At 56.6% G+C, this 19,710-nt stretch carries 19 protein-coding genes and 1 pseudogene; 3 read left to right on the forward strand and 17 right to left on the reverse strand.

Features of this window, described 5'->3' with window-relative positions:
- The first annotated feature begins 63 nt into the window (after window positions 1-63).
- A protein-coding gene (locus D1224_RS02840; protein ID WP_119377970.1) for an IS3 family transposase occupies window positions 64-1,244 on the forward strand; the annotation gives its coding sequence in 2 pieces (ribosomal slippage) (window positions 64-313 and window positions 313-1,244; 1,182 coding nt in all).
- A gap of 161 nt (window positions 1,245-1,405) precedes the next feature.
- Here D1224_RS02840 and D1224_RS02845 read toward each other — a convergent pair.
- The 13 genes from D1224_RS02845 to D1224_RS02900 form a co-directional block, all read right to left on the reverse strand.
- Complete coding sequence (locus D1224_RS02845) at window positions 1,406-1,828, reverse strand: PaaI family thioesterase (protein WP_119378439.1); 423 nt, start codon at window positions 1,826-1,828, stop codon at window positions 1,406-1,408.
- Window positions 1,825-2,493 carry an alpha/beta fold hydrolase gene (locus tag D1224_RS02850; RefSeq protein WP_051076820.1) on the reverse strand — a complete coding sequence of 223 codons (669 nt, stop codon included), beginning with the start codon at window positions 2,491-2,493 and terminating at the stop codon, window positions 1,825-1,827. Before D1224_RS02850 ends, D1224_RS02845 begins: the two co-directional genes overlap by 4 nt.
- Complete coding sequence (locus tag D1224_RS16825; protein WP_366041824.1) at window positions 2,445-2,702, reverse strand: alpha/beta fold hydrolase; 258 nt, start codon at window positions 2,700-2,702, stop codon at window positions 2,445-2,447. Before D1224_RS16825 ends, D1224_RS02850 begins: the two co-directional genes overlap by 49 nt.
- Window positions 2,703-3,194: 492 nt before the next feature.
- Window positions 3,195-4,166: an alpha/beta fold hydrolase gene (locus tag D1224_RS02855; RefSeq protein WP_119378440.1), complete on the reverse strand. Its 972-nt coding sequence runs from the start codon at window positions 4,164-4,166 to the stop codon at window positions 3,195-3,197.
- On the reverse strand, window positions 4,163-5,800 hold the full coding sequence (locus tag D1224_RS02860) for a flavin-containing monooxygenase (RefSeq protein ID WP_119378441.1): 1,638 nt from the start codon (window positions 5,798-5,800) through the stop codon (window positions 4,163-4,165). Before D1224_RS02860 ends, D1224_RS02855 begins: the two co-directional genes overlap by 4 nt.
- Window positions 5,797-7,407, reverse strand: coding sequence for an acyl-CoA synthetase (locus D1224_RS02865; RefSeq protein ID WP_119378442.1), 1,611 nt, complete (start codon window positions 7,405-7,407; stop codon window positions 5,797-5,799). Before D1224_RS02865 ends, D1224_RS02860 begins: the two co-directional genes overlap by 4 nt.
- Window positions 7,408-7,466: 59 nt before the next feature.
- The gene (locus D1224_RS02870; RefSeq protein WP_119378443.1) at window positions 7,467-8,558 is read right to left on the reverse strand and encodes an acyl-CoA dehydrogenase family protein; all 1,092 of its coding nucleotides are present in this window, start codon (window positions 8,556-8,558) and stop codon (window positions 7,467-7,469) included.
- A complete protein-coding gene (locus tag D1224_RS02875) occupies window positions 8,558-9,808 on the reverse strand; it encodes an acyl-CoA dehydrogenase family protein (RefSeq protein ID WP_018147840.1) in 1,251 nt (416 codons plus the stop codon). The genes D1224_RS02870 and D1224_RS02875 overlap by 1 nt, the downstream gene beginning before the upstream one ends.
- Window positions 9,809-9,815: 7 nt before the next feature.
- Window positions 9,816-10,292, reverse strand: a complete 477-nt coding sequence (locus tag D1224_RS02880) for a Zn-ribbon domain-containing OB-fold protein (protein WP_018147841.1) — start codon at window positions 10,290-10,292, stop codon at window positions 9,816-9,818.
- Window positions 10,289-11,479: a thiolase C-terminal domain-containing protein gene (locus D1224_RS02885; protein WP_119378444.1), complete on the reverse strand. Its 1,191-nt coding sequence runs from the start codon at window positions 11,477-11,479 to the stop codon at window positions 10,289-10,291. The genes D1224_RS02880 and D1224_RS02885 overlap by 4 nt, the downstream gene beginning before the upstream one ends.
- On the reverse strand, window positions 11,476-12,255 hold the full coding sequence (locus D1224_RS02890; protein ID WP_233349004.1) for a Coq4 family protein: 780 nt from the start codon (window positions 12,253-12,255) through the stop codon (window positions 11,476-11,478). Before D1224_RS02890 ends, D1224_RS02885 begins: the two co-directional genes overlap by 4 nt.
- A gap of 23 nt (window positions 12,256-12,278) precedes the next feature.
- Window positions 12,279-13,421, reverse strand: coding sequence for an NAD(P)H-dependent flavin oxidoreductase (locus tag D1224_RS02895; RefSeq protein ID WP_018147844.1), 1,143 nt, complete (start codon window positions 13,419-13,421; stop codon window positions 12,279-12,281).
- A gap of 45 nt (window positions 13,422-13,466) precedes the next feature.
- Window positions 13,467-14,207: a FadR/GntR family transcriptional regulator gene (locus D1224_RS02900; protein ID WP_018147845.1), complete on the reverse strand. Its 741-nt coding sequence runs from the start codon at window positions 14,205-14,207 to the stop codon at window positions 13,467-13,469.
- A 178-nt stretch (window positions 14,208-14,385) separates the two neighbouring features.
- Between D1224_RS02900 and D1224_RS02905 the strand changes: the two genes are divergently transcribed.
- Window positions 14,386-15,648, forward strand: a complete 1,263-nt coding sequence (locus D1224_RS02905; protein WP_018147846.1) for a cytochrome P450 — start codon at window positions 14,386-14,388, stop codon at window positions 15,646-15,648.
- 48 nt (window positions 15,649-15,696) lie between these two features.
- Here the strand turns inward: D1224_RS02905 and D1224_RS16830 are convergent.
- Window positions 15,697-15,822 (reverse strand): annotated as a pseudogene (locus D1224_RS16830) (IS6 family transposase); the annotation flags it as partial.
- Between the two features lie 124 nt (window positions 15,823-15,946).
- Here D1224_RS16830 and D1224_RS02915 point away from each other — a divergent pair.
- Window positions 15,947-16,561 (forward strand): class I SAM-dependent methyltransferase, encoded by a 615-nt coding sequence (locus tag D1224_RS02915; RefSeq protein WP_026180629.1) that lies wholly within the window; start codon window positions 15,947-15,949, stop codon window positions 16,559-16,561.
- Here the strand turns inward: D1224_RS02915 and D1224_RS02920 are convergent.
- Genes D1224_RS02920 through D1224_RS02930 form a run of 3 tightly spaced genes read right to left on the reverse strand, consistent with a single transcriptional unit; the run spans window position 16,553 to window position 19,628 of the window.
- Window positions 16,553-17,611: a hypothetical protein gene (locus D1224_RS02920; protein WP_018147849.1), complete on the reverse strand. Its 1,059-nt coding sequence runs from the start codon at window positions 17,609-17,611 to the stop codon at window positions 16,553-16,555. The genes D1224_RS02915 and D1224_RS02920 overlap by 9 nt on opposite strands.
- Window positions 17,611-18,339 carry a class I SAM-dependent methyltransferase gene (locus D1224_RS02925; RefSeq protein ID WP_018147850.1) on the reverse strand — a complete coding sequence of 243 codons (729 nt, stop codon included), beginning with the start codon at window positions 18,337-18,339 and terminating at the stop codon, window positions 17,611-17,613. Before D1224_RS02925 ends, D1224_RS02920 begins: the two co-directional genes overlap by 1 nt.
- Window positions 18,333-19,628, reverse strand: coding sequence for a glycosyltransferase family 4 protein (locus D1224_RS02930; protein WP_051076821.1), 1,296 nt, complete (start codon window positions 19,626-19,628; stop codon window positions 18,333-18,335). The genes D1224_RS02925 and D1224_RS02930 overlap by 7 nt, the downstream gene beginning before the upstream one ends.
- Window positions 19,629-19,710: the final 82 nt, after the last annotated feature.

The raw sequence follows: 19,710 nt of genomic DNA on the forward strand, positions 1-19,710 counted from the left end.
TGACCCAGCCCCGTAATTTCCGGCCATGAATTTGCAGAGTCCTCGACACGAAGAGGATGACAGATGCGCAAATCACGATTTTCCGAAGAACAGATCATTGGGATGATCCGGGAGCACGAAGCTGGTGTGAAGACGGCCGATATCTGCCGCAAGTACGGCATCTCGGATGCGACCTTCTACAAGTACAAGGCGAAGTTCGGCGGCATGACGGTGTCGGACGCCCGGCGGTTGAAGACGCTGGAGGAGGAGAACTCGAAGCTGAAGCGCCTCCTGGCCGATGCCATGCTGGACAATGCCGCCCTGAAGGACCTGGCGACAAAAAACTTCTGACGCCCGATGCGAAGCGGAAGGCCGTGCACCACGTGATGGAAACGCATGGCCTGTCGGAGCGTCGGGCCTGCCTGCTGGCCGATCTCGATCGGTCCACCTTCCAGTATGAGAAACGCGATGGCGGTGACGAGAAGCTGCGCCAGAGGCTACGGGAGCTGGCTGGTGAACGCCGCCGGTTCGGCTATCGCAGGCTCGGCATCCTGCTGGACCGCGAGGGCCTCAGTGCCAATCACAAGAAGATCTACCGCATCTATGCCGAGGAGGGGTTGGCCGTGAAACGACGACGCGGGCGAAAGCGGGCGACAGGCACGCGTTCGCCCATGCTCCTGCCGGAACAGGCGAATGAGCGATGGAGCCTGGACTTCGTGTCGGATGCCCTCAGCGATGGCCGCCGGTTCCGCACGCTCTGTGTTGTCGACGACTTCTCCCGGGAAGCCCTGGCTGTGGTCGTCGATGTCTCCTTGTCCGGCGTGCGGGTCGCGAGGGAGCTGTCCCGCCTCATCGCCCAGCGGGGCGCTCCGAAGATGATCGTCTCCGACAATGGCACTGAGCTCACCAGTCATGCGATCCTGAAATGGGTCCGCGAGGTCGGCATCGAGTGGCATTACATCGCGCCGGGAAAGCCGACACAGAATGCCTTCGTCGAAAGCTTCAACGGCCGGCTGCGCGACGAGTGCCTGAACGAGCATCTCTTCGACAGTCTCGGTGACGCCCGGCGCATCATCGAAGCCTGGCGGATCGATTACAACACGACACGGCCGCACACCGCACTCGGCGGACTTGCTCCGTTGACCTATGCCGCTCAGCACCGCAGACACCGGCCCGGCTCGCTTGAGCGTCGCGGTGGCTCCGCTCGCCGGGCCTTGACCTCAAACCAACCAACAGAAAGAAAGGCGAACAGACTCTCCGAATGAACGGCCCGGATCACGGGGCTGGGTCATCTTGAGTGGTTTGAACCCATAAGCACCAGCGCAGATTTCGGACATCTCATCGGTCGATAGAGGCGTCTATTTTCTCAAGGGGATTGGCGCCGGACGCTAAAAGAAAAATAAGGGCGCGGATGGCGCATCCTTACTCACGATGGCGCCCTAAGCATGCGATAAGCACCCCTGCCGCTCGACAGCAAACCACCTGTGCTGTTAAAAACACTGGCCTCCGCCACGGACAAAGTGGTGCCAAGTCGAATCACTTTCCCGACAATTGTAAGCGCGCCGGGCGTTGCAATTTTATGATAATCAACACGCAGGTCTGCCGTTGCCACAGGCATGTTTCCAGTCGCAAGCAACGCATAAAATCCCGTCAGGTCGATCAGCGCGGCGAGCACGCCGCCATGTGCGGACTGCACCTTCGGGTTCGACACAAGTTCGTCTCGCCAGGGCATTAACAGTTTAATTTCATCTGCGCCCGTTTCGGTCACACTGAGTCCGAGCCAGCGGTGAAACGGTGCCGCTTCTAATGCCTCCTGAACAAAGGCGCGATCAGGCAAGGTCGCGTTCATGCGTCAATCCCTTCTGAATGCTTCCGTAGAAAATCACTGACAGCCGCGGTGAACACATCATTCTTGTCGCCAGCTACCATGTGCCGCGCATCAGCGACGTCCGTAAAGTGGGCGTCGGGTGCCAAGGCTTTAAAAGCTTCGACCGAGGCATCAGAGACGAGTTCACTCATGCGGCCTCGCACCAAATGAATTGGGGCTTTTATGTTTCGAACCGATTGCTCGAGGTCGCCGACCCGCTCAACCGCAGATCGCCTCACAACGTCTTGAATGAAAGCTGGATCCCAGTGCCAACGCCAGCGGCCGTCCTGGCCTAGCCGAAGGTTTTTCCGCAAGCCTTCAAGGTCTTTAGGCCGGCGTCGATGTGGCAAGTATTTAGCGATGACATCTGCAGCCTCATTGAGCGATGAAAAACCATCTTTGCTGTGCTCGCCCATAAAGCCGACAATCTTTGTGACACCGCTTTCTTCCAAATTAGGGGTGATATCGACTAGAGTCACCGAGGAAAAAACTCCGGGTTTCAAGGTTCCAGCCGCAATGACCGCGCCGAGCCCACCGAGCGACGCACCGACAATGTGCGGCGCACAGCGCTCACATTCGAATTCTGCGGCCACTGCAATCAGGTCGCTACCGAAAGCCTTAAGGAATAGTCGCCATCCAAAGCCCAATCGCTATCGCCATGTCCGCGGAGGTCTAGAGCGACAGAATGATAGCCTTGCTCACCGAGCGACTTGGCTGCATCTTTCCAAGCATGTCGAGTCTGGCCACCCCCGTGAGCGAAGATTACGACCGGCGCTACTTCTTGACCATACACCGAGCAAGCTAATGTCAGACCGTTTCCTGAGATTCTTCGATCAGAAGCATCATAGTTTTTCATGCCGTACTCTTACTTATATATTATAAGATAGCCGATTATATGCATTCTTACGATCAAGTAAACCGTGATGGACCTTTGAAGTATCACTCGCAGGCTAAATCAACCTTTAGCGAAGAGTGGCAAGCGCAAGCACATCATCACCGCAAGCTAGATGATTTCTGGTGATATCTCGCAGTAGCGAAAAGACGAGTTGGTCATTCAACCTAGAAATCAAACACCGGTAAAGCGCCGGTTCCTCTAACAATGCCCTGCAACATGCTCGTTCAGGTTACCGATTATTCGTTGTTCTGTGAATCAGCAATGCCTCATTCGTCCACTTTTCATCATCAACAGATAAACCTCAAAGCATTGGCTTTTCAGTTGATCCGGTCAAAATGCAAGAGAAAATGGGGCACAGGTCGATAGCCCAAAGGAATAGGATCGGCTCTTCAAACTATTAAGTTTCATTGTTCGCCTGGGACGCATGACTGAAAACCCATAAACGTAGTACGTTTATTTCCCCCAAACGGAAAGAATACTCCTGAGTGCCGTTAGAAAAGCTAATGGCTGGTCGAGCATCAAATGGTGGCGAGCTTCGGGTACGGCAATTATCGGAATATCGTCCCCACCTAACTCGCGGATGTATTCGCCCGAGTCCTGGGTAAATAGTTGGCTTTTAGCACCGTGTACAATGGCTTTGCGGCCCGGCGCTCTCACCAGTCTCTCGCCCATTTTCAGCCACTCATCTGGCTTATTGCTCTGCCGGAATACCTCGGGTGAAAACTTCCATGTCCAGTCTTCCCCGTCGCGCCGCAGGGAATGATACGCCATGTAGTCCGCGAGGAAGGGCTCGCCAACCGGCTGGGGCGGGGAAAGGATGTATCTTTTGCGCGCGGCTTCATAACTGGGATAGCGTTTGTTGGGCTTGTCTGGATTACCCGATCCAGGGCTTGCGCGCCGACGATTCCAGTATTGCTCCATCAGCTCAGGCCGCATGATCATCAGATCGCAAATTACAGCGCCGGAGAATGCATCGGGCGACTGGGTGACGGCCGTCAGTGCCGCGCCGGAACCAAAACTGTGCGCGATCAGGGTGGGTTTGTGCCCATCCACGAACATATCGAGCGCCTCCGCGATTTCACTGAACTCACGTCCTCTGGCCGTCGGATCGACCTCCCCGCGCATCTCGCTGTCGCCCATTCCTGCAAGATCGAACGCCACCACATCGTGGTCCTCCGCAAGAAACGGAGCTATGAAGGCAAAGCAGCGGGCGTGTGCGAGGAAACCATGCGTCATAAGCAGTTTCGGTTTGCGCCTGTCGCCCCAACGGAAGTAATGCGCTCTGGCACCGTTGATCTCAACATAGCCCTCTTCGCGTGGCACCTTCAGGGCCGACACAAACCATTTCGGCAGATGAGATCCGTCGCCTGCCCAGACGGGATCGATGTCCCCGGAAAGATCTTCGATGTTGGTCAGTACGTTCATTCAGTTGTCGTCTCCTTGGTTGAGATATTTTCAACAGCGAGACCGTGATAGCCTTTCTCTGCGACATCGTCGCAAAGCGCGGCGTAAATCGACAGGCTCGGAAAGTTAATAAGTTGACGCTTGTTGTCTGGAATGTTCGCACTCATGTACCAAGAGTCCGCTTCGGGAAACAATGTCATCTCGCCGGCCTGAGCAACTATTTCTGTCCATCCTGCTTCAGCGGCCGGATCGGCTTCGAAAAGGTCCTGTTCGTTGTTCCGCATCCAGACCAGGAAGTCGCAGATCCAATCGCCCTGGACCTCTGCGCTTGAAGGGCCATTTGAAAAACCCGACGGGCTAAGGGGGCCATAAGAAAACAGCATGTTGGGAAATCCCGACACGGCCATGCCCAAATACGCGCGCAACCCGTCTTTCCATGCTTGCGAAAGGGATAATCCGTTCGCTCCGGTGATATTCATGTCGCTCAGCCCTCCACGCCCGGCATCGAAGCCGGTAGCGAAGACTATGAGGTCGCATTCCATCTCGCCGTCCACAGTCTCGATCGCATGCGGCTTGACCCGGAGGATCGGCGTTGATCTCAGATCGATCAACGCAACGTTATCCTGCGCGAAAATTTCATAGTATCCCTGCTCAAGCGAAGGTCTCTTCGTGCCGAACGGATGGGGCGGATCGGCGGGCGCGAGCCGCTCGGCAAGGTCGGGATCTGCGATTCTCGCACGAACCTTGTCGCGCCAGAAATTGTAGGCGTGGCGGTTTGCTTCACGGTTGGAAAGCAGGTCGGCAAAATTGTGATACCAGAACCTCAGGCCGCCCCGCTGCCATAAATATTCGAAGTGCGCATCGCGCTCTTTTTTGTCTACTTCAAGGGCTGAAACCTCTAGCGATTGGCATTCAAACCCACCGCTCGTCTGCCGGCGTTTTTCGAAGATCGCGGAATGGCCCTGTTTTTCCCTTTCCTGATTTATCTTGGACAGCTTTTCTTGCCTCATCGGCAGAGCCAGAATTGGGGTTCTTTGATACAGAGTCAGTTTCTTCGCTGACTTGGCCGCTTCTTGCGCGACCTGTACGCCACTTGCACCGGTGCCGATCAAGGCAACCCTACGGTCGGCGAGGTCGATTCCCTCTTGCGGCCAGCGTGCTGTGTGAAACCACTGGCCTTTGAAATCTTCGAGGCCCGGGAAATCAGGAAGATACGGCTTTGAGGCGAAACCAAGGGCTGGCAGCAGAAACTGTGTCGAAATGATTACATCATCGTCGAGATGCAAACGCCACCGCTTCGCTTCCTTCTCAAAATGCGCGCTTTTGACTCTCGTCCCCATGCGCATCATTGGCCAAAGGTCTAGCGTATCGCAAACATGCCGGAAGTACGCTCTGAGCTCTTCCCAGCCTGGAAATCGCTCGCTCCAGGTCCATGACTTCCACACTTCATCTATCGAAAATTCGTAGAGCGGGACCTGCGAATCAACACGTGCACCGGGATAACAATTCCAGTACCAGATGCCCCCTGGCTGCGACGCAGCATCCACAAGAAGCACGTTGAATCCAGCGTCACGCAACTTGTGGAGCAGATAGATTCCGCTGAAACCCGCGCCGACAATTATAGCGTCGTAATGGCGAGAAGCCTGATTAATCACGTTGCAACCGTCAGACGTTCCGCGATTGCTTTCGCGGTTGCATAATCGGCCTTGCCGTTGGATGCACGCAGGGGTGTTTTCGTCGGATGAACGGCCTTCGGCGTTTTGTATCCTGCCAGCTGCCCGCGTACATGGTCCTTGATGGCTTGCTCTTCGAACGGAACATCGTGGTTGAGGTGGACGACGGCGGTGACGGCTTGACCCCATTTTTCATTCGGAACACCTACCACCAGCGCATCACCAATGGCAGGATGGGTCTTGAGCACTTCCTCGACTTCTTCTGGGTATACCTTCTCGCCAGCAGTGTTGATGCATACGCTACCGCGGCCTAGCAGGATCAGGCTTCCGTCGGCCTCTACCTGGCACCAATCGCCCGGTATTGAATAGCGCACGCCATCAATTGTGCGAAATGTCTTGGCTGATTTTTCGGGATCTTTGTAATATCCCTTGGGGATGGCTCCCTTGCGCGCGATAAAACCGGGTACGCCGCTTCCCGGTTCAACTTTCTGATCGTTCTCATCAAAAACATCGCAAAACTCGCCAATCCCGAATTTCGCAGTGTTCGTGCCGCCCTGTGCGGTCGTGATGGACAGCCCGTAGCCGAGGCCTTCAGAAGCCCCAAAACTGTCCATCAGGACGACCTGGGGTATGTGCCTGCAAAGACCGGCTTTAACCTCCTTGCTCCACATCACGCCGGACGAGATGATGGACACGAGACTCTTGGTATCCCAGCGCCCGGGATGTTCATCGAGGGTGCGAAGCATCGGCTTGGCAAACGCGTCCCCCACAATTGCGATACTCTCGACCTTGTGCTTATCGACGGTCTGCCACAGTTCTTCGGCATCAAAGGACGGGTCCGAGAGAGTAACAATTGCACCGCCGGACATCAGCGCACCGATCGCGGTAATAAAACCAGTCCCATGCATCAGCGGGCAGGAGGAAAGAGTACGCCTGCCAGGTCCCTCATTTTTGATCAGGGCAACATTTTCTTCCAGTGTCTGCGGTACGGTGCCAAGTAGCTTCTGCGCGTCAAGCTGGGCTTTACGCATGTCGTCGTGCCGCCACATCACGCCTTTCGGCATTCCAGTTGTGCCGCCGGTATAGATGAAGAGCAGATCGTCAGGTGAGCGTTCGATACCGAGCGCCGATCCGTCTCCCTCACCCGCCAATGTTTCATAAGAACGTGCAAAAGGCGCTATTTCGGAAGGATCGCCAATTTCGACGAAGGTATGAACCTTCTTCAGCCTGTCCTTGAGCTCAAGAATACAGTCGCGAAATTCAGAACTATAGACGATCACCTCGCTATCGGAATCGTCGAAGATGTAAAATACTTCTTCGGGCCGATAGCGATAATTGATGTTCACATGCGTGAGTCGACCCTTGAAGCATGCCGCCATCAACTCGCCATATTCAGGGCGGTTGCGCATGTAGAAGGCCACCTTGGCACCATTTTTTGCGCGTTGACGCAGTGCGCGTGCGATATTGTTCGAGTGCGATGACATTTCGGGCCAGGTAATAATCCGGTCGCCGTGTATCAGCGCCGGAGCGTCGCGAGGCATGGCTGGCTCGATCGCGTCGAGGATGTCACCGAGATTCCAGTCTATCATGTCGATCTTCCTTTCGGACAACGCAGCAAGTCCCGAGGGAACCGCCGATAATGAGTATCTTATGCGGCCTTGATCCAACCTTGCAGTACTGCCGCCTCGGCCCGCACCAATTCGGGACCTCCCAGAACCTGCCGGTCGAATCCTATGCGTTTGAACCAGTAATGCAGACCAACCAGGTCGGTGAATCCCATACCACCATGTACCTCGGTAGACGTGCGGGCGACAAAGCGATGGACGTCTCCAGTATGTGATTTTGCCTGGCAGGCGGCGAGCGATACATCCTCCGGCATCGCCTCATAAGCATACGCGGCGTACCAGATAAGCGAGCGGCATGGTTCATGATGTGCGGCCATCTCTGCGCACATGTGCTTCACGGCCTGAAAGCTACCGATAAGACGACCGAATTGCTCGCGCTGTCCAGAATAATCGACCGCCTTTTCGATCATGGCCTGGCCTGCGCCCAGGCTGTCGGCGGCCAGGAGGATACGTCCCGCATCGCGCAGGCGCCCGGCAGTGAAACCGCTATCGTCGGCCAGTGGCTCGGCGGTGACCTGTGCGAAGCGCAGTTCCCCGACACTGCGGGTCCGGTCGATCGTCATCAGGGGGATTTTCTCGAGACCCGATGCGTTGGCCGGAACAAGGTGCAACCGCCCCGTGGTATCAGCCACCAGGAAGGCATCAGCCCCCGCAAAATCCAGCGCAAACAGCGCCGTGCCGTCGAGTTTGCCACCCCTGCAGGTTACGCCAGCACCATCGCGCGCCTCGACTGTTTCGGAAATTGCCACACTTATATGCGCCTCGCCACTCGCGATCTTCGGCAGCCATCTGACCTTTTGATCCTCGCTGCCTGCCTCGCTGAGTGCGAGGGGTGCCAAAACATGACTGGCAAGGAAAGAAACTGGTGCGACCGCATAGGCGAGCTGCTCTGCAACTAATGCAGCGTCGAGAAGGGTCATGCCTAGGCCGCCATGCTCTTCCGGGATCATCATCCCGGGAATACCCAGGCCTTGCAGAGCGTCCAGCACCTTGTCGCTAACTGGATTGTCCCGCTCGGAGCATTCGCGGACATGCTCCAGCGGACAGGTATCGGCTAGACACCGCGCAACTGCATCGCGCAGCATCTGCTGCTCTTGAGAAAGTCCAAAATCCATCAGGCTGACCCCTGTTTCTGACGTAACATGTCTGCCGTTCCCTTCGCCGCACCCGAGATCTTCGGCAGCTTCGGTTCGCGCGGCATGTCGAGGCCACGCTCAGCGATGATATTCTTCTGGATCTGCGCGGTGCCGCCACCGATGATGAGCCCCAGCTGAAACATGTAATTCCATTGCCATGTCCCCCTCATCCGCTCGCGCGCGCTACCGCTATAAAGGATGCCCATCTCGCCCATTGCGTCGATGGCGAGCGCCGAAATCTGGTGTGCCAGCTCGCAGCTTTGCAGCTTCACGATCAGCTTCGCCATGCCGCCTGGCTCGCCTTTGAGGCTGTTCGAAAGTATACGCATTCCGTTGCATTTCATCGCAGCCACTTCGGCCTGAAGCGCGCCCAGCCGATCGCGCAGCACGGAATTGTCGATCGCGCGGCCCATGCCGATGCGTTCTTCCTTCATCAGCCTCACAAGAGCCTGGAAGCGATTTTCCAGGGCGTCAGGATCGCCCAGCATGCCCCGCTCGTGGCCCAGCGTTGCATTGGCAACGAACCAGCCCTGGCCCCGCTCGCCGACAATTTGTCCTACAGGCACCCGTACCTCAGAAAAGAAGGTCTCATTGAATTCCGCATGACCAGTCATCGTCTTTAATGGCCGCACCTCGATCCCCGGTGTATCCATCGAAAAAATCAGATAGGAAATGCCGCCATGCTTGGGCGCGTCGTGTTCGGTCCTGACCAGGCAGAAGATCATGTCCGCCTGCTTCGCAGTACTGGTCCAGATTTTCTGGCCGTTGATGACAAACTCACCGCTTTCGATTCGTGCGCTGGTCTTCAGACTGGCAAGGTCCGATCCCGCGCCGGGCTCCGAATAGCCCTGACACCAGACGACCTCGCCTTTCAGCGTCGGCTCTACCCACTGGCGCTTCTGTTCCTCGGTGCCGAGTTCCAACAGGGTGGGGACCAACATGGATATTCCCTGATTGGCGAGTCCGCCGGGAATGCCCGCGCGCGAGAATTCCTCGGCGATGATGCGCGATTTGAGGATGTCTGGCTCAGACCCGTAGCCGCCATAGTCTCTGGGGATCGTGCGCGCGGTATAGCCATGTTCGATCAACAGCTTCTGCCATTCGACCGCTTCGGCAGAGGGACGAGCGGCGCGGGCCTGCCCAGTCGGCGCGCGATGGCCGTGCATCTTCAAGAATAGCCGCATCTCCTGACGGAAAGCATCATATTCGGGTCCGTAGTCGAGATCCATGTCGTACCTATCTTTTCTCGCGCCGGTTCATATCAGGGCGGAAAACGGGCAGGCGAAACTCGGGGCTGATCGGTTCAAAGTCGAGCTCCACCGGCAGATCCAGCTCCAGCGTATCGCGGTCGCAATCAATCAGGCGCGTGGCCATGCGCACGCCTTCTTCCAGTTCTACGACTGCAGCAATGAACGGAAGATCTTCGGCAAAGGCCGGGTGCAGAGCCTGGTGCGTGACGGTCCAGGAAAAAAGCGTGCCCTTGCCGGTGCTGCGCTCCCACGAAAATTCTGGTGAGCCACACTTGGCGCACATATAACGCGGCAGGTGCCGGAAAGTGCTGCAACTGCCGCAGCGCTGGAAGTAGAGATAGCCATCCTGACACCGATTCCAGAACTCCTGTTCGATTGGGTCCTGCGGGCGCGGCAGCGGCTTGGGCGGTACCTTCTGCGCTGCGGCACGGGTGTTCGGCAGCCGTTCGTTATCGTCGTTCACGCATACCTCCTGAGGATAGCGATACTTCCGTCACCGAGGTCGCCCCAGCCAGTTACGAGGCCGGTCTGCGCACCCATTACCTGTCGCTCGCCGCAATCATGCCGCAGCTGTCGCACAGCTTCCACGACATGGTTGAGGCCCCAAACGTGTGCTTCGCTGAGCAAGCCGCCATGGGTGTTGATCGGAAAGCGTCCACCTAACTCAATCTGGCCATTGTCCACGAATTCGGTCTGACCGCCAGGCTCACAGTATCCGAGGGCCTCAAGTTGCAGCAACACAACATAAGTGAAACAGTCATAGATCTGGAGAAAGTCCATCTCCTCACGTGTAACGCCTCCCATCTCGAATGCACGTGGGGCGGCATATTTGAGGCCAATCTTGAAAGGATCCGGACGCGAGGGAATGTCGTCGGCGGGATACGGGTGCCCTTCGGCGGCGCCAGCAATGCTCACTGGAACATGCGGCATATCCTTGGCCTGCTCCATCCGCGAGACAACGACCGCGCAGGCGCCATCGGTTTCCAGACAGCAATCATAGAGCCGGAAAGGCTCGGATATCCAACGCGCCGAATGATATGTCTCCGCGTCAAGCTTTCGGCCGAAGCTGAAGGCTTTCGGATTCAACTGCGCGTGTTGGCGACAGGCAAGTGCGACGGCGGCCGTCGCATCCGGTCCGACCCCGTAGAGCTTGGAATGGCGCATGGCGAGCCAAGCATACATCTGCACTGGCAGGAACACTCCATAGGGCATGTAATAGCCCTTTATGGTGTTGGTCAGCGTGTTCATATTCATCGGTCGGGTCGGTGGCGCGCCCGGCTTCGGCCTCAGAGCAGAATATCCGTTCCATCCAAGGGTTATCAGAACATGGTCGCACAGGCCGTTGGAAATCGCCATCGCTGCGTTCTGCAAAGCCGTGATTGGGCTCGCCCCGCCCATATGTACTGTCGACGCAAAACGCAGGACATCGATACCAAGATTGGCGGCCATTTCCTCTGATGTCGTATAGATCGGGGGAGGCACCATACCGTCTATGTCAGACGGTTTCAGTCCGGCATCGGCAATCGCCCGGCGCGAGGCATCAAGCATCATGTCGACCGCTGTCCGTTCGGTCCCCTTGACGAATTCTGTCTCGGCGACACCGGTGATCGCGGATTTGTCGCTGAAATTGAAGGTGGAGGAGACACTCATGCGTGATGCTCGCTCTGACGGCTGGCTTGGAAATCTCGCTCAAGTGAGCGGGACAGATCCTGCACCCGAAGATAGCGAATCGGTGGCTTCAGATTCAAAAGCCGTCGCACCTCCTCTAATGGTGTATCGAGATGTTTTTCCCAATAGAAGGTTGTGAAATCGGCGGCAGTCCTGCCCCGCTTCCACGCTTCGAACGCAGTACGGGCCACCGGCAATCCCGAGACCTCAGCAAGAGTTTTTGCAATTCCGGTTGCCACGATGAAGGCGATTCCGTGATTGTAGAACTGAGCGTTGCCGAGCGATAGCACACACAATTCACCCAGCGCATCTCGTCCATACCCGGTCACAACGTGAAACAGATCGTGCGAATCTCGCAGCCGCTTCCGATATAGTGAGACTTCCGGATCGCTGAAATCGTCGGCTCCGACCACTTCACTTGCATCCACTAACCCCTCAGCGGTCAACCCCTCTCCATAAACGAAATCAAGATAAGCACGCCCCAGCGTTCCCGGTTCGCATCCGCTCAAGCGATCACGGTCACATAAGGTGCCGAGTAGGTCCGCATGGTCCAGAAGGATACGCTTCCCCTCAGGCGAGGCAGCGAAGCGCCGGAAACTGCGATAATAGGAATTGCCCGACAATGCCCTGACAATATGGAAGACCTGCGCTGTGTCTTCCTTGTCCCGGATAAGTCGGCGCATGGCCGCAATTGCTTCACCCGGGCGAATTGGCGAGCGCAGTTCATGTCCCTTCAGCGGCTGGTCGGCGTTTCTCATCACATGTCTGCCTTTATCCCGTGTCATTCGTAAGATTTGGTGCGGGCGAGTGCGGTTTCCGCCCCTTCGACGAGTTCGCGCATCACTTCGGCTGCGGGCCGGATCGAATGAATGAGACCAATTCCCTGGCCTGCAAAACCCGGAATTACATCCTTGCGCTGGGCCTTGATACCGGACGCCATGACAGGCCCCGAGATCATCGACTGATAGGGCATGGGCAATGGTTCCTTGCCTGCTTCTATCCAGGCATCAGCCCATTTGTTGCGGATCATTCGCGCAGGTTTGCCGGTGAGAGAGCGACTTACCACGGTGTCGGCATCACCGCTTTCTATGATCGCTTCTTTCTGGAATCGTTCGATGCCCGCTTCTTCGGTTGCAAGAAACGCTGTCCCAATCCACGCGCCCTCGGCTCCCAGCATCAGCGCTGCAGCAATACCTCGGCCGTCGGAAATGCCCCCCGCACCAATCACAGGAACGCGGCTGCCCACCGCATCAACCACTTGGGGAATCAGCGAAATGGTGCCGACTGGTGAGTTGTGGCCACCTCCGTCGTGCCCCTGCGCAACGATCATGTCGACGCCGGTTTCGACGACCTGCTGAGCATGCTTTACCTTACCAATGACGGCCATAACCTTGGTGCCATTAGCGTGCAGCCGGTCCATCCAGGGGCCGGGATTACCAAGCCCAGCAGCATAGACGGGCACTTTCTCCTCGATCACCACCTCCATTTGCGCTTCAAAGAATTCCTTCGAGAACAGCTGGGGCATTCCCTTACCTGCTTCCGGCGCGCCAGCAGCGCGCATTTCAGATGCGAGGTCCGTTTCCGGCAGATGTTCGCGCCGTATGAAGTCGCAGGTGAACTCTTGGTATTCGCCAAGAAGCGCCGCGGGATTTCTGGTCGAATCTTCACTCTGCGGGGCCGGGTCTCGCCTGACAGATGCAGGAAGAAGAGTATCAACACCAAACGGCTTGTCTGTCATCTCGCGGGTCTCGCGAATCCAGCTGCGCAACTGGTCTGGCGAGCATGCCGCCGCCCCGAGAACGCCCAGCCCGCCGGCATTCGATACCGCGGCAGCGAGAGCAGGAACGCTCGCCCCACCCATTCCAGCCAGAAAGATGGGGTGTTCTATACCGAGAATTTCACAAATGCGGCTTTTGAGCGCCATAGTCTTGTATCCTTTATTCCGCGACCTTTGATGGACGCAATTTTTTTAAATCTGTCCCCACCGGATCCTTTGGGAAACAAGCTCCGGACTTCTTTCAGCCAAATAAGATGCAGATCCCGACACGAGCCGGGTCATAGCCTGTCGCGCCGCTTGAGCATCCCCTGTGCGGACGGCCTCCAGAACGCGGCGCAGGAAGCGCAACTGGACCGCCCGCTCCTGCGCCGAATAGCCGAGCGAGCTCGAGAATTCGCGAGTAAGCAAATGCATGGAGGAGGTCAGAAGACCGAAGAGCGGATTGCCGCTGGCCCACCCGAGAAGATCGTGAAAGCGGCGGTTTAATTCCTCGAACTGACTTCCAGCCTCATTGCGCTCCAGCTCTTTGAGGCAATCGACCAAGGCACTGAGGTCACCCGTGGTCGCTCGTTGGGCAGCATAGGCTGCAACGTCCGGCGCGATGGCTTCGCGCAGCTCGAGCAGCCCCCTTAAATCGGCTTCCATGAAATGCAGGATGAGTGAAAGACTGCTGGCAAAATCGCCAGTCTGGGGACGCGCCACCACAGGCCCGCCAGATCGGCCAAGCTGAAGATAGATAACACCCTGAAGCTCGAGAAAGCGAAGCGCTTCACGCAAGGTCGCCCTGGCAACTTCGTATCGGGCAAGCATCTCTTCTTCACGCGGCAACCTGTCTCCCGGAACATGAGCCCCTGCCTCGATATCGCGAACGATGTCTTGCGCGAGCGAGAGCGCACGCTTGGCTTTCTTCGCGTTATCGACCATCGGCTGCATTTCTGAAACTCTCTCCTGTGGCAAAACTCTTATAAGATTTAATCATATTCACCGCTTCCGCTACACATAAACTTTCCACGGTCACCAGGAGGTGTCAAGAAAACATTATAAGCTTTATTGACTGCGCTCTTTCGAAAATTTATCTCTTCGAGAATAACGAGTCTTTTTGAGGTGATTTATGAGCGTCGAGACAGTGGAGCTGGATACAGTCGAGAAAATCGCGGCCATTCCGATTGAGCAAATTGATGTTTCGCGGCCGAACCTATTTCAGAAGGACACAATTGGTCTGTTCTTCGACCGGTTGCGCAAGGAGGATCCGGTCCATTACTGCCGGGAAAGCAATGTCGGACCCTACTGGTCTGTCACCAAGTTCAACGACATCATGGCCGTGGACACCAACCATAAAGTCTTCTCGTCAGAGGCGAAACTTGGCGGCATCGCCATTCAGGACATGCATTCGGTGGAAGGTGCCCTGGAGCTTGAAATGTTCATCGCCATGGATCCGCCCAAGCACGACCAGCAACGAAAGGCTGTTACCTCCTCAGTTGCGCCATCCAATTTGCGGCTGCTTGAGCCAACAATCCGCGAACGCGCATGCGAGATTCTCGATGACCTGCCGATAGGGGAGGATTTCGACTGGGTCGACAAGGTCTCGATTGAGTTGACCACAATGACACTTGCGACCCTGTTTGACTTTCCATGGGAAGAGCGGCGCAAGCTCACGCGCTGGTCAGACATCGCAACGGCCGCCCCCGAAACCGGCATTGTCGAATCCTATCAGGCAAGGCGCGAAGAGCTCATCGAATGCGCAATGTACTTCAAAGAGCTGTGGGAACAGCGCATCAAGCAAGAACCGAAAAACGATCTCATTTCCATGATGGCACACTCTCCGGCGACACGGGAAATGCCCTTCATGGAATTTCTCGGAAATCTCCTGTTACTTATTGTGGGCGGCAACGACACCACACGCAACTCGATTAGCGGCGGTGTACTCGCCCTCAATCAAAACCCCGACGAATATCGCAAGCTGAATGATGATACATCGCTAATCACAAGCATGGTGCCGGAGATCATCCGATGGCAGACGCCACTTACCCATATGCGCCGTACCGCCCTTCAGGACTGGGATATCGGCGGCAAGCAGATAAAAGAAGGGGATAAGGTCGTTATGTGGTATTTGTCAGGCAACCGCGATGATACGGTCATCGACAAGGCTGACCAGTTCATTATAGACCGCAGTAATCCACGTCATCACCTGTCCTTCGGCTTTGGCATACACCGCTGCATGGGCAATAGGCTTGCAGAACTGCAGCTGCGGATCATCTGGGAAGAGATCCACAAACGTTTCGTAAAGGTCGAAGTGGTTGACCAACCCGAGCGCCTCTTTTCAAACCTTGTGCGAGGGATCACGAAACTGCCTGTGCGACTGCATGCTCGCTAATTGACTGCGCCCAATGCCGACAAGGGGTTATGGCGATGTGTACAGCGTGACCGTGGTTTTCCGCAATAGATCTTCGACGTTGCGCAGCGAGAATGGGAATCGCACATACACCATCACTGAGAGCTGGACGATCTCAAGCGACATTTTGAAACAACGAAATGGGTTCAGAGGCATGAGACGCGACTAACCAAACTGCCCTATCCGACCAGTTTCGCTGACAATGCTATTCGAACTTCAACCTTCTCGGTCCTCACTTTAAGAAATCGACTATGGATAGCTGACCGGTTACCTCGGCAAGATGAAACTACCGTTGAACCCCTCGAGCGTAAAAGGCTTCCTTGATGATGAGGAAGGGCTTGCGCTGCATAACGCGGCCCTTGAACGCGCAGATTACGGGCCTTGCCTCGAAGTGGGTGGATATTGCGGAAAATCGACCATCTACATTGGATCGGCTTGTGCACGCGCTAACGAACTTCTGTTCTCCATCGATCACCATCGCGGATCTGAAGAGAACCAGCCTGGCTGGGAGTACTTCGATGCGGAGCTATGGGATGAGACCGCAGGTGCTGTCGATACACTCCCGTTTTTCCGGGATACAATACGCAAGGCTGGCCTAGAAGCGACTGTGATTGCAATTGTCGGTCAATCAAAGGACGTCGCCGCGCGGTGGGGAACGCCTCTAAGTCTGCTCTTTATCGACGGCGGACACACGACGGAACACGCACTCAATGACTATGAAGGATGGGTTCCCCATCTCATGGTCGGCGGGCTGTTAGCGATCCATGATGTATTTCCTGACCCGAAAGATGGCGGGCGACCTCCTTTTGATATCTACCAGAAAGCACTGAGGTCTCATGCCTTCGCTGAAGAAGGCGCGATCAAAAGCCTGAGGCTGCTGCGGCGCCTAAAGTAGCGGGGCCAGAAAAATCCGGTTGGCGCCGCTGAACCCTTTCAGCGCGTCCGCGGCTAGTATTGCGGCCGCCTGCGTCCAGGTTGGCCTCTCCTTCGGCCAGATGACACTCTCGGCGGTTTGCCAGCCCATCCAGAGCACGCCTGCCGGATCGCGGATGGTCATTGCCTGACGAAAAAGCCTCTCAGCCAAAGTCTGGTCGCCAACGGAAGCAAGAGCGATCACCAGTTCGCAAGTCTCAGCGACTGTAACCCATGGCTCATCGCTCACGCAGCGGCAGCCGTGCCCTGCAATGACGAAGCGGCTCCAGTTGTGATCGAGACGCTGACGCGCTGAGGCTTTGCTCAGGGCTCCAGAGAGCACCGGATAGTACCAATCCATGGCGAAGCGCTGCCCTGTGGCCCGTCTGTCGAAAGCGCTTGGCTTATCTCTGAGAGCCATAATAATTTTTGCATGTGCCTCGCGCCATAACGCTGCGGGTTCATTGAATTTATCAGCCAGAAATAACGCACATTCGAGACTTTTGGCGATCGAGGCATTCCCCGCCACCAGAGCGTCATCATCGCTCGAATTGATCGCATCGAGCGCCCATGGGACCGCCCCGTCTTCGCGCTGAAGGGACACCACGAAATCAATGGAAGCTTTGATCATCGGCCACCACCTACGAACGCCCCGCCAGTCGCCGGTCGCCAATGCGTAATGCGCGACACCCACAGCCGGGTAAGCGCAGAAATTCGTATCGACCAACTGCGGCGCAGGCTCACGACTAATAAAATCGCGGTCGACCATCGGAAGCGCATTGCCATAGCCCCCGAGCCAGGCGCCGTCAGCGCGCTGTGTGGCGCGCAGATAGTCCAAAGCCGCGCCTGCCGCCTTGGTTCTGCCCATTACCGTCAGGGCCATCGCGCTTTCGACATGATTCCAAGGGTCCCAGGGACCATCCTCGAACCAGGGGATTGCCCCCTGCGGTGTCTGGAGATCAAGGATACGCTGAAGCGGCGCCTCAAGGTCGATTGCTCCAAGGGACAGCGCTTTCTTGAAAGAGCCATCCATCAGAGTTTGCCTTCCTTCTCGAAGTACATGACGAGGCTCTTACCCATAACCGGCGTAAGCAGGGCATCCAGAACCCGCGTCAGAGGGGGGCGCTTCATGATGTCCCAGACCAGAAACCGGTGATAGGTTTTTACCCAGGGATGATCATCTCGCCTCGCCCAGAACGCACATTTCAACCACCAGAGCGGCGCATGCAGCCCATGCGCATAATGGCGGCGCACCATTCGAAAACCCTTCCGCTCAATGGAGATTTTGAGGTCGACCTTGTCGAAAATCCGGATATGGCCACCGGGTTGAAAAGGATATCCGTCCGGTGGCGGTGCGAGGTGCCAGCATATCCTCTCCGGCCAGGCACGTGGGACGGATATGCAAAGGCCGCCGCCTGGTTTGAGCACGCGGCGAATTTCGGCAATCGCCGCATGATAGTCTGGCAGATGCTCTAGAACTTCTGAACAGATGACGGCGTCAAAGGTGTTGTCTTCAAACATCAGAGCCGTTGCATCTCCCTGCGCAAAACGGGCCACTCCATCATCGCTGCCTCGAGGCGGCGGAAGTGAGCTGAGCCCCACCTCTGCCTTTTCGAGGGCCTCCGCGTCGAGATCAATACCATCGATTTCGAGGCCGCCGATCATATAAAGTCCATGAACGTGGCGACCTTCACCACAGCCGAGATCCAGTACGCGGTCCCCGGCAGAGAGCCCAAGGTGCTGTAAGCGCGCTGTCAGCATGGGTTCGCTCTCGCCTCTTCCATAAGCGAGAGGTAGCGCGGCGCGATCTGACGCCAGTCGAACTCGGTCCTCGCACGCATGAGACACGCTTCGCCGACGGACAGACGGTTGTCAGCATGATCCAGCAAGCGCGCAATCGAGGCCGCGAGCGCGTCCGCATCGCCGCGCGGCACCACGATGCCAGCATCTCCTGCAACTTCCGGTAAAGCCCCGCCATCCGTAACGATGACCGGGGTGCCACAACTCATGGCTTCTGCTGCCGGAAGACCGAAACCTTCGTAAAGTGACGGCGTGACGGCAATTGTGGCCCTGCAAAACTCTTCAGCGAGCTCTCGCCTGGTCAGTCCGCTCTTGAATTGCACGCAGTGCTCCAGCCCCAGCTCACCAAGCATCCGCCGGGCCAGCCCATCCCTAAGCTTTCCAATGACAACAAGCTCCAGATCAGGATGATTATCAAGCAGCTGACGATAGGCCTTCAGAAGGACCGGCAATCCCTTGAGCGGTGTGTCCGCACTGGCTGTCGAAATGATCCGGTTTTTCGCGCGTGGAATCTGGGGTTTGGGACGAAACGCGCTCTGATCGACACCAAGTGGGATTGGATGGAGACGATCCGGGTCGACACCGAACGCCTCTACGATGTCTCTTTTCGCCGCTTCGGAGGGGCAAGTCATCACCTTCAGCCTGCGTGCGACACGGATTTGCATATGATGAAAGGCGTACCAGCGCTTGATCAACCAGCGTTGACGCCAGGTTTCCGCGGCTTCGAGAGCGAGCCTTCGATCCTGCGTGACGGGATGGTGTATCATCGTCACCAGCGGCAATCCCAAACCTGACTGAATCCTGAGCATTCCGCTGGCAAGGGTCTGATTGTCCAGAACGACGTCGTAATGATGTGCTCTCTGCCTGAGGAACCGATATACGCGTTCGCCGAAAACATAAGGTTCGACAAACTTGCCAGAGAGATGACCGAAATACTCGTAGGTATCCGTCTTGCTCAGCAGGTGCCGGGGACGCAAAGAATAGTGCCCATTGTGGGGCTGCGCATAGAGGTCAAGCGAGGGGATTTTCAAAAGACGTACATCGCCAGAGAGTTCGGGGTAAGGCGGCCCCGAAATCACGTCGACATGCGCCCCCGCCTCGCTCAGCGCTTGAGACAGATAATCAATGTATACGCCCTGCCCTCCCACTTTCGAATCCGAGCGATATCCAAGGATCGCAATACGAAGAGGCGCCAGCTTAGAGGGCAAGGCGACTCTGCTATGCCGAAGCCGGGGGCGTGCGGTGACCATTACGCGGTGCTTAAAGCCGGACTGGACGAAAGCAAGTGGTCATGCGGCACATCGTCGAAACCCGTAAAGGTGCCTGCTGAGG

Origin of the sequence: Henriciella barbarensis (assembly GCF_003576345.1) — a bacterium.
Taxonomy (GTDB): Bacteria; Pseudomonadota; Alphaproteobacteria; order Caulobacterales; family Hyphomonadaceae; genus Henriciella; species Henriciella barbarensis.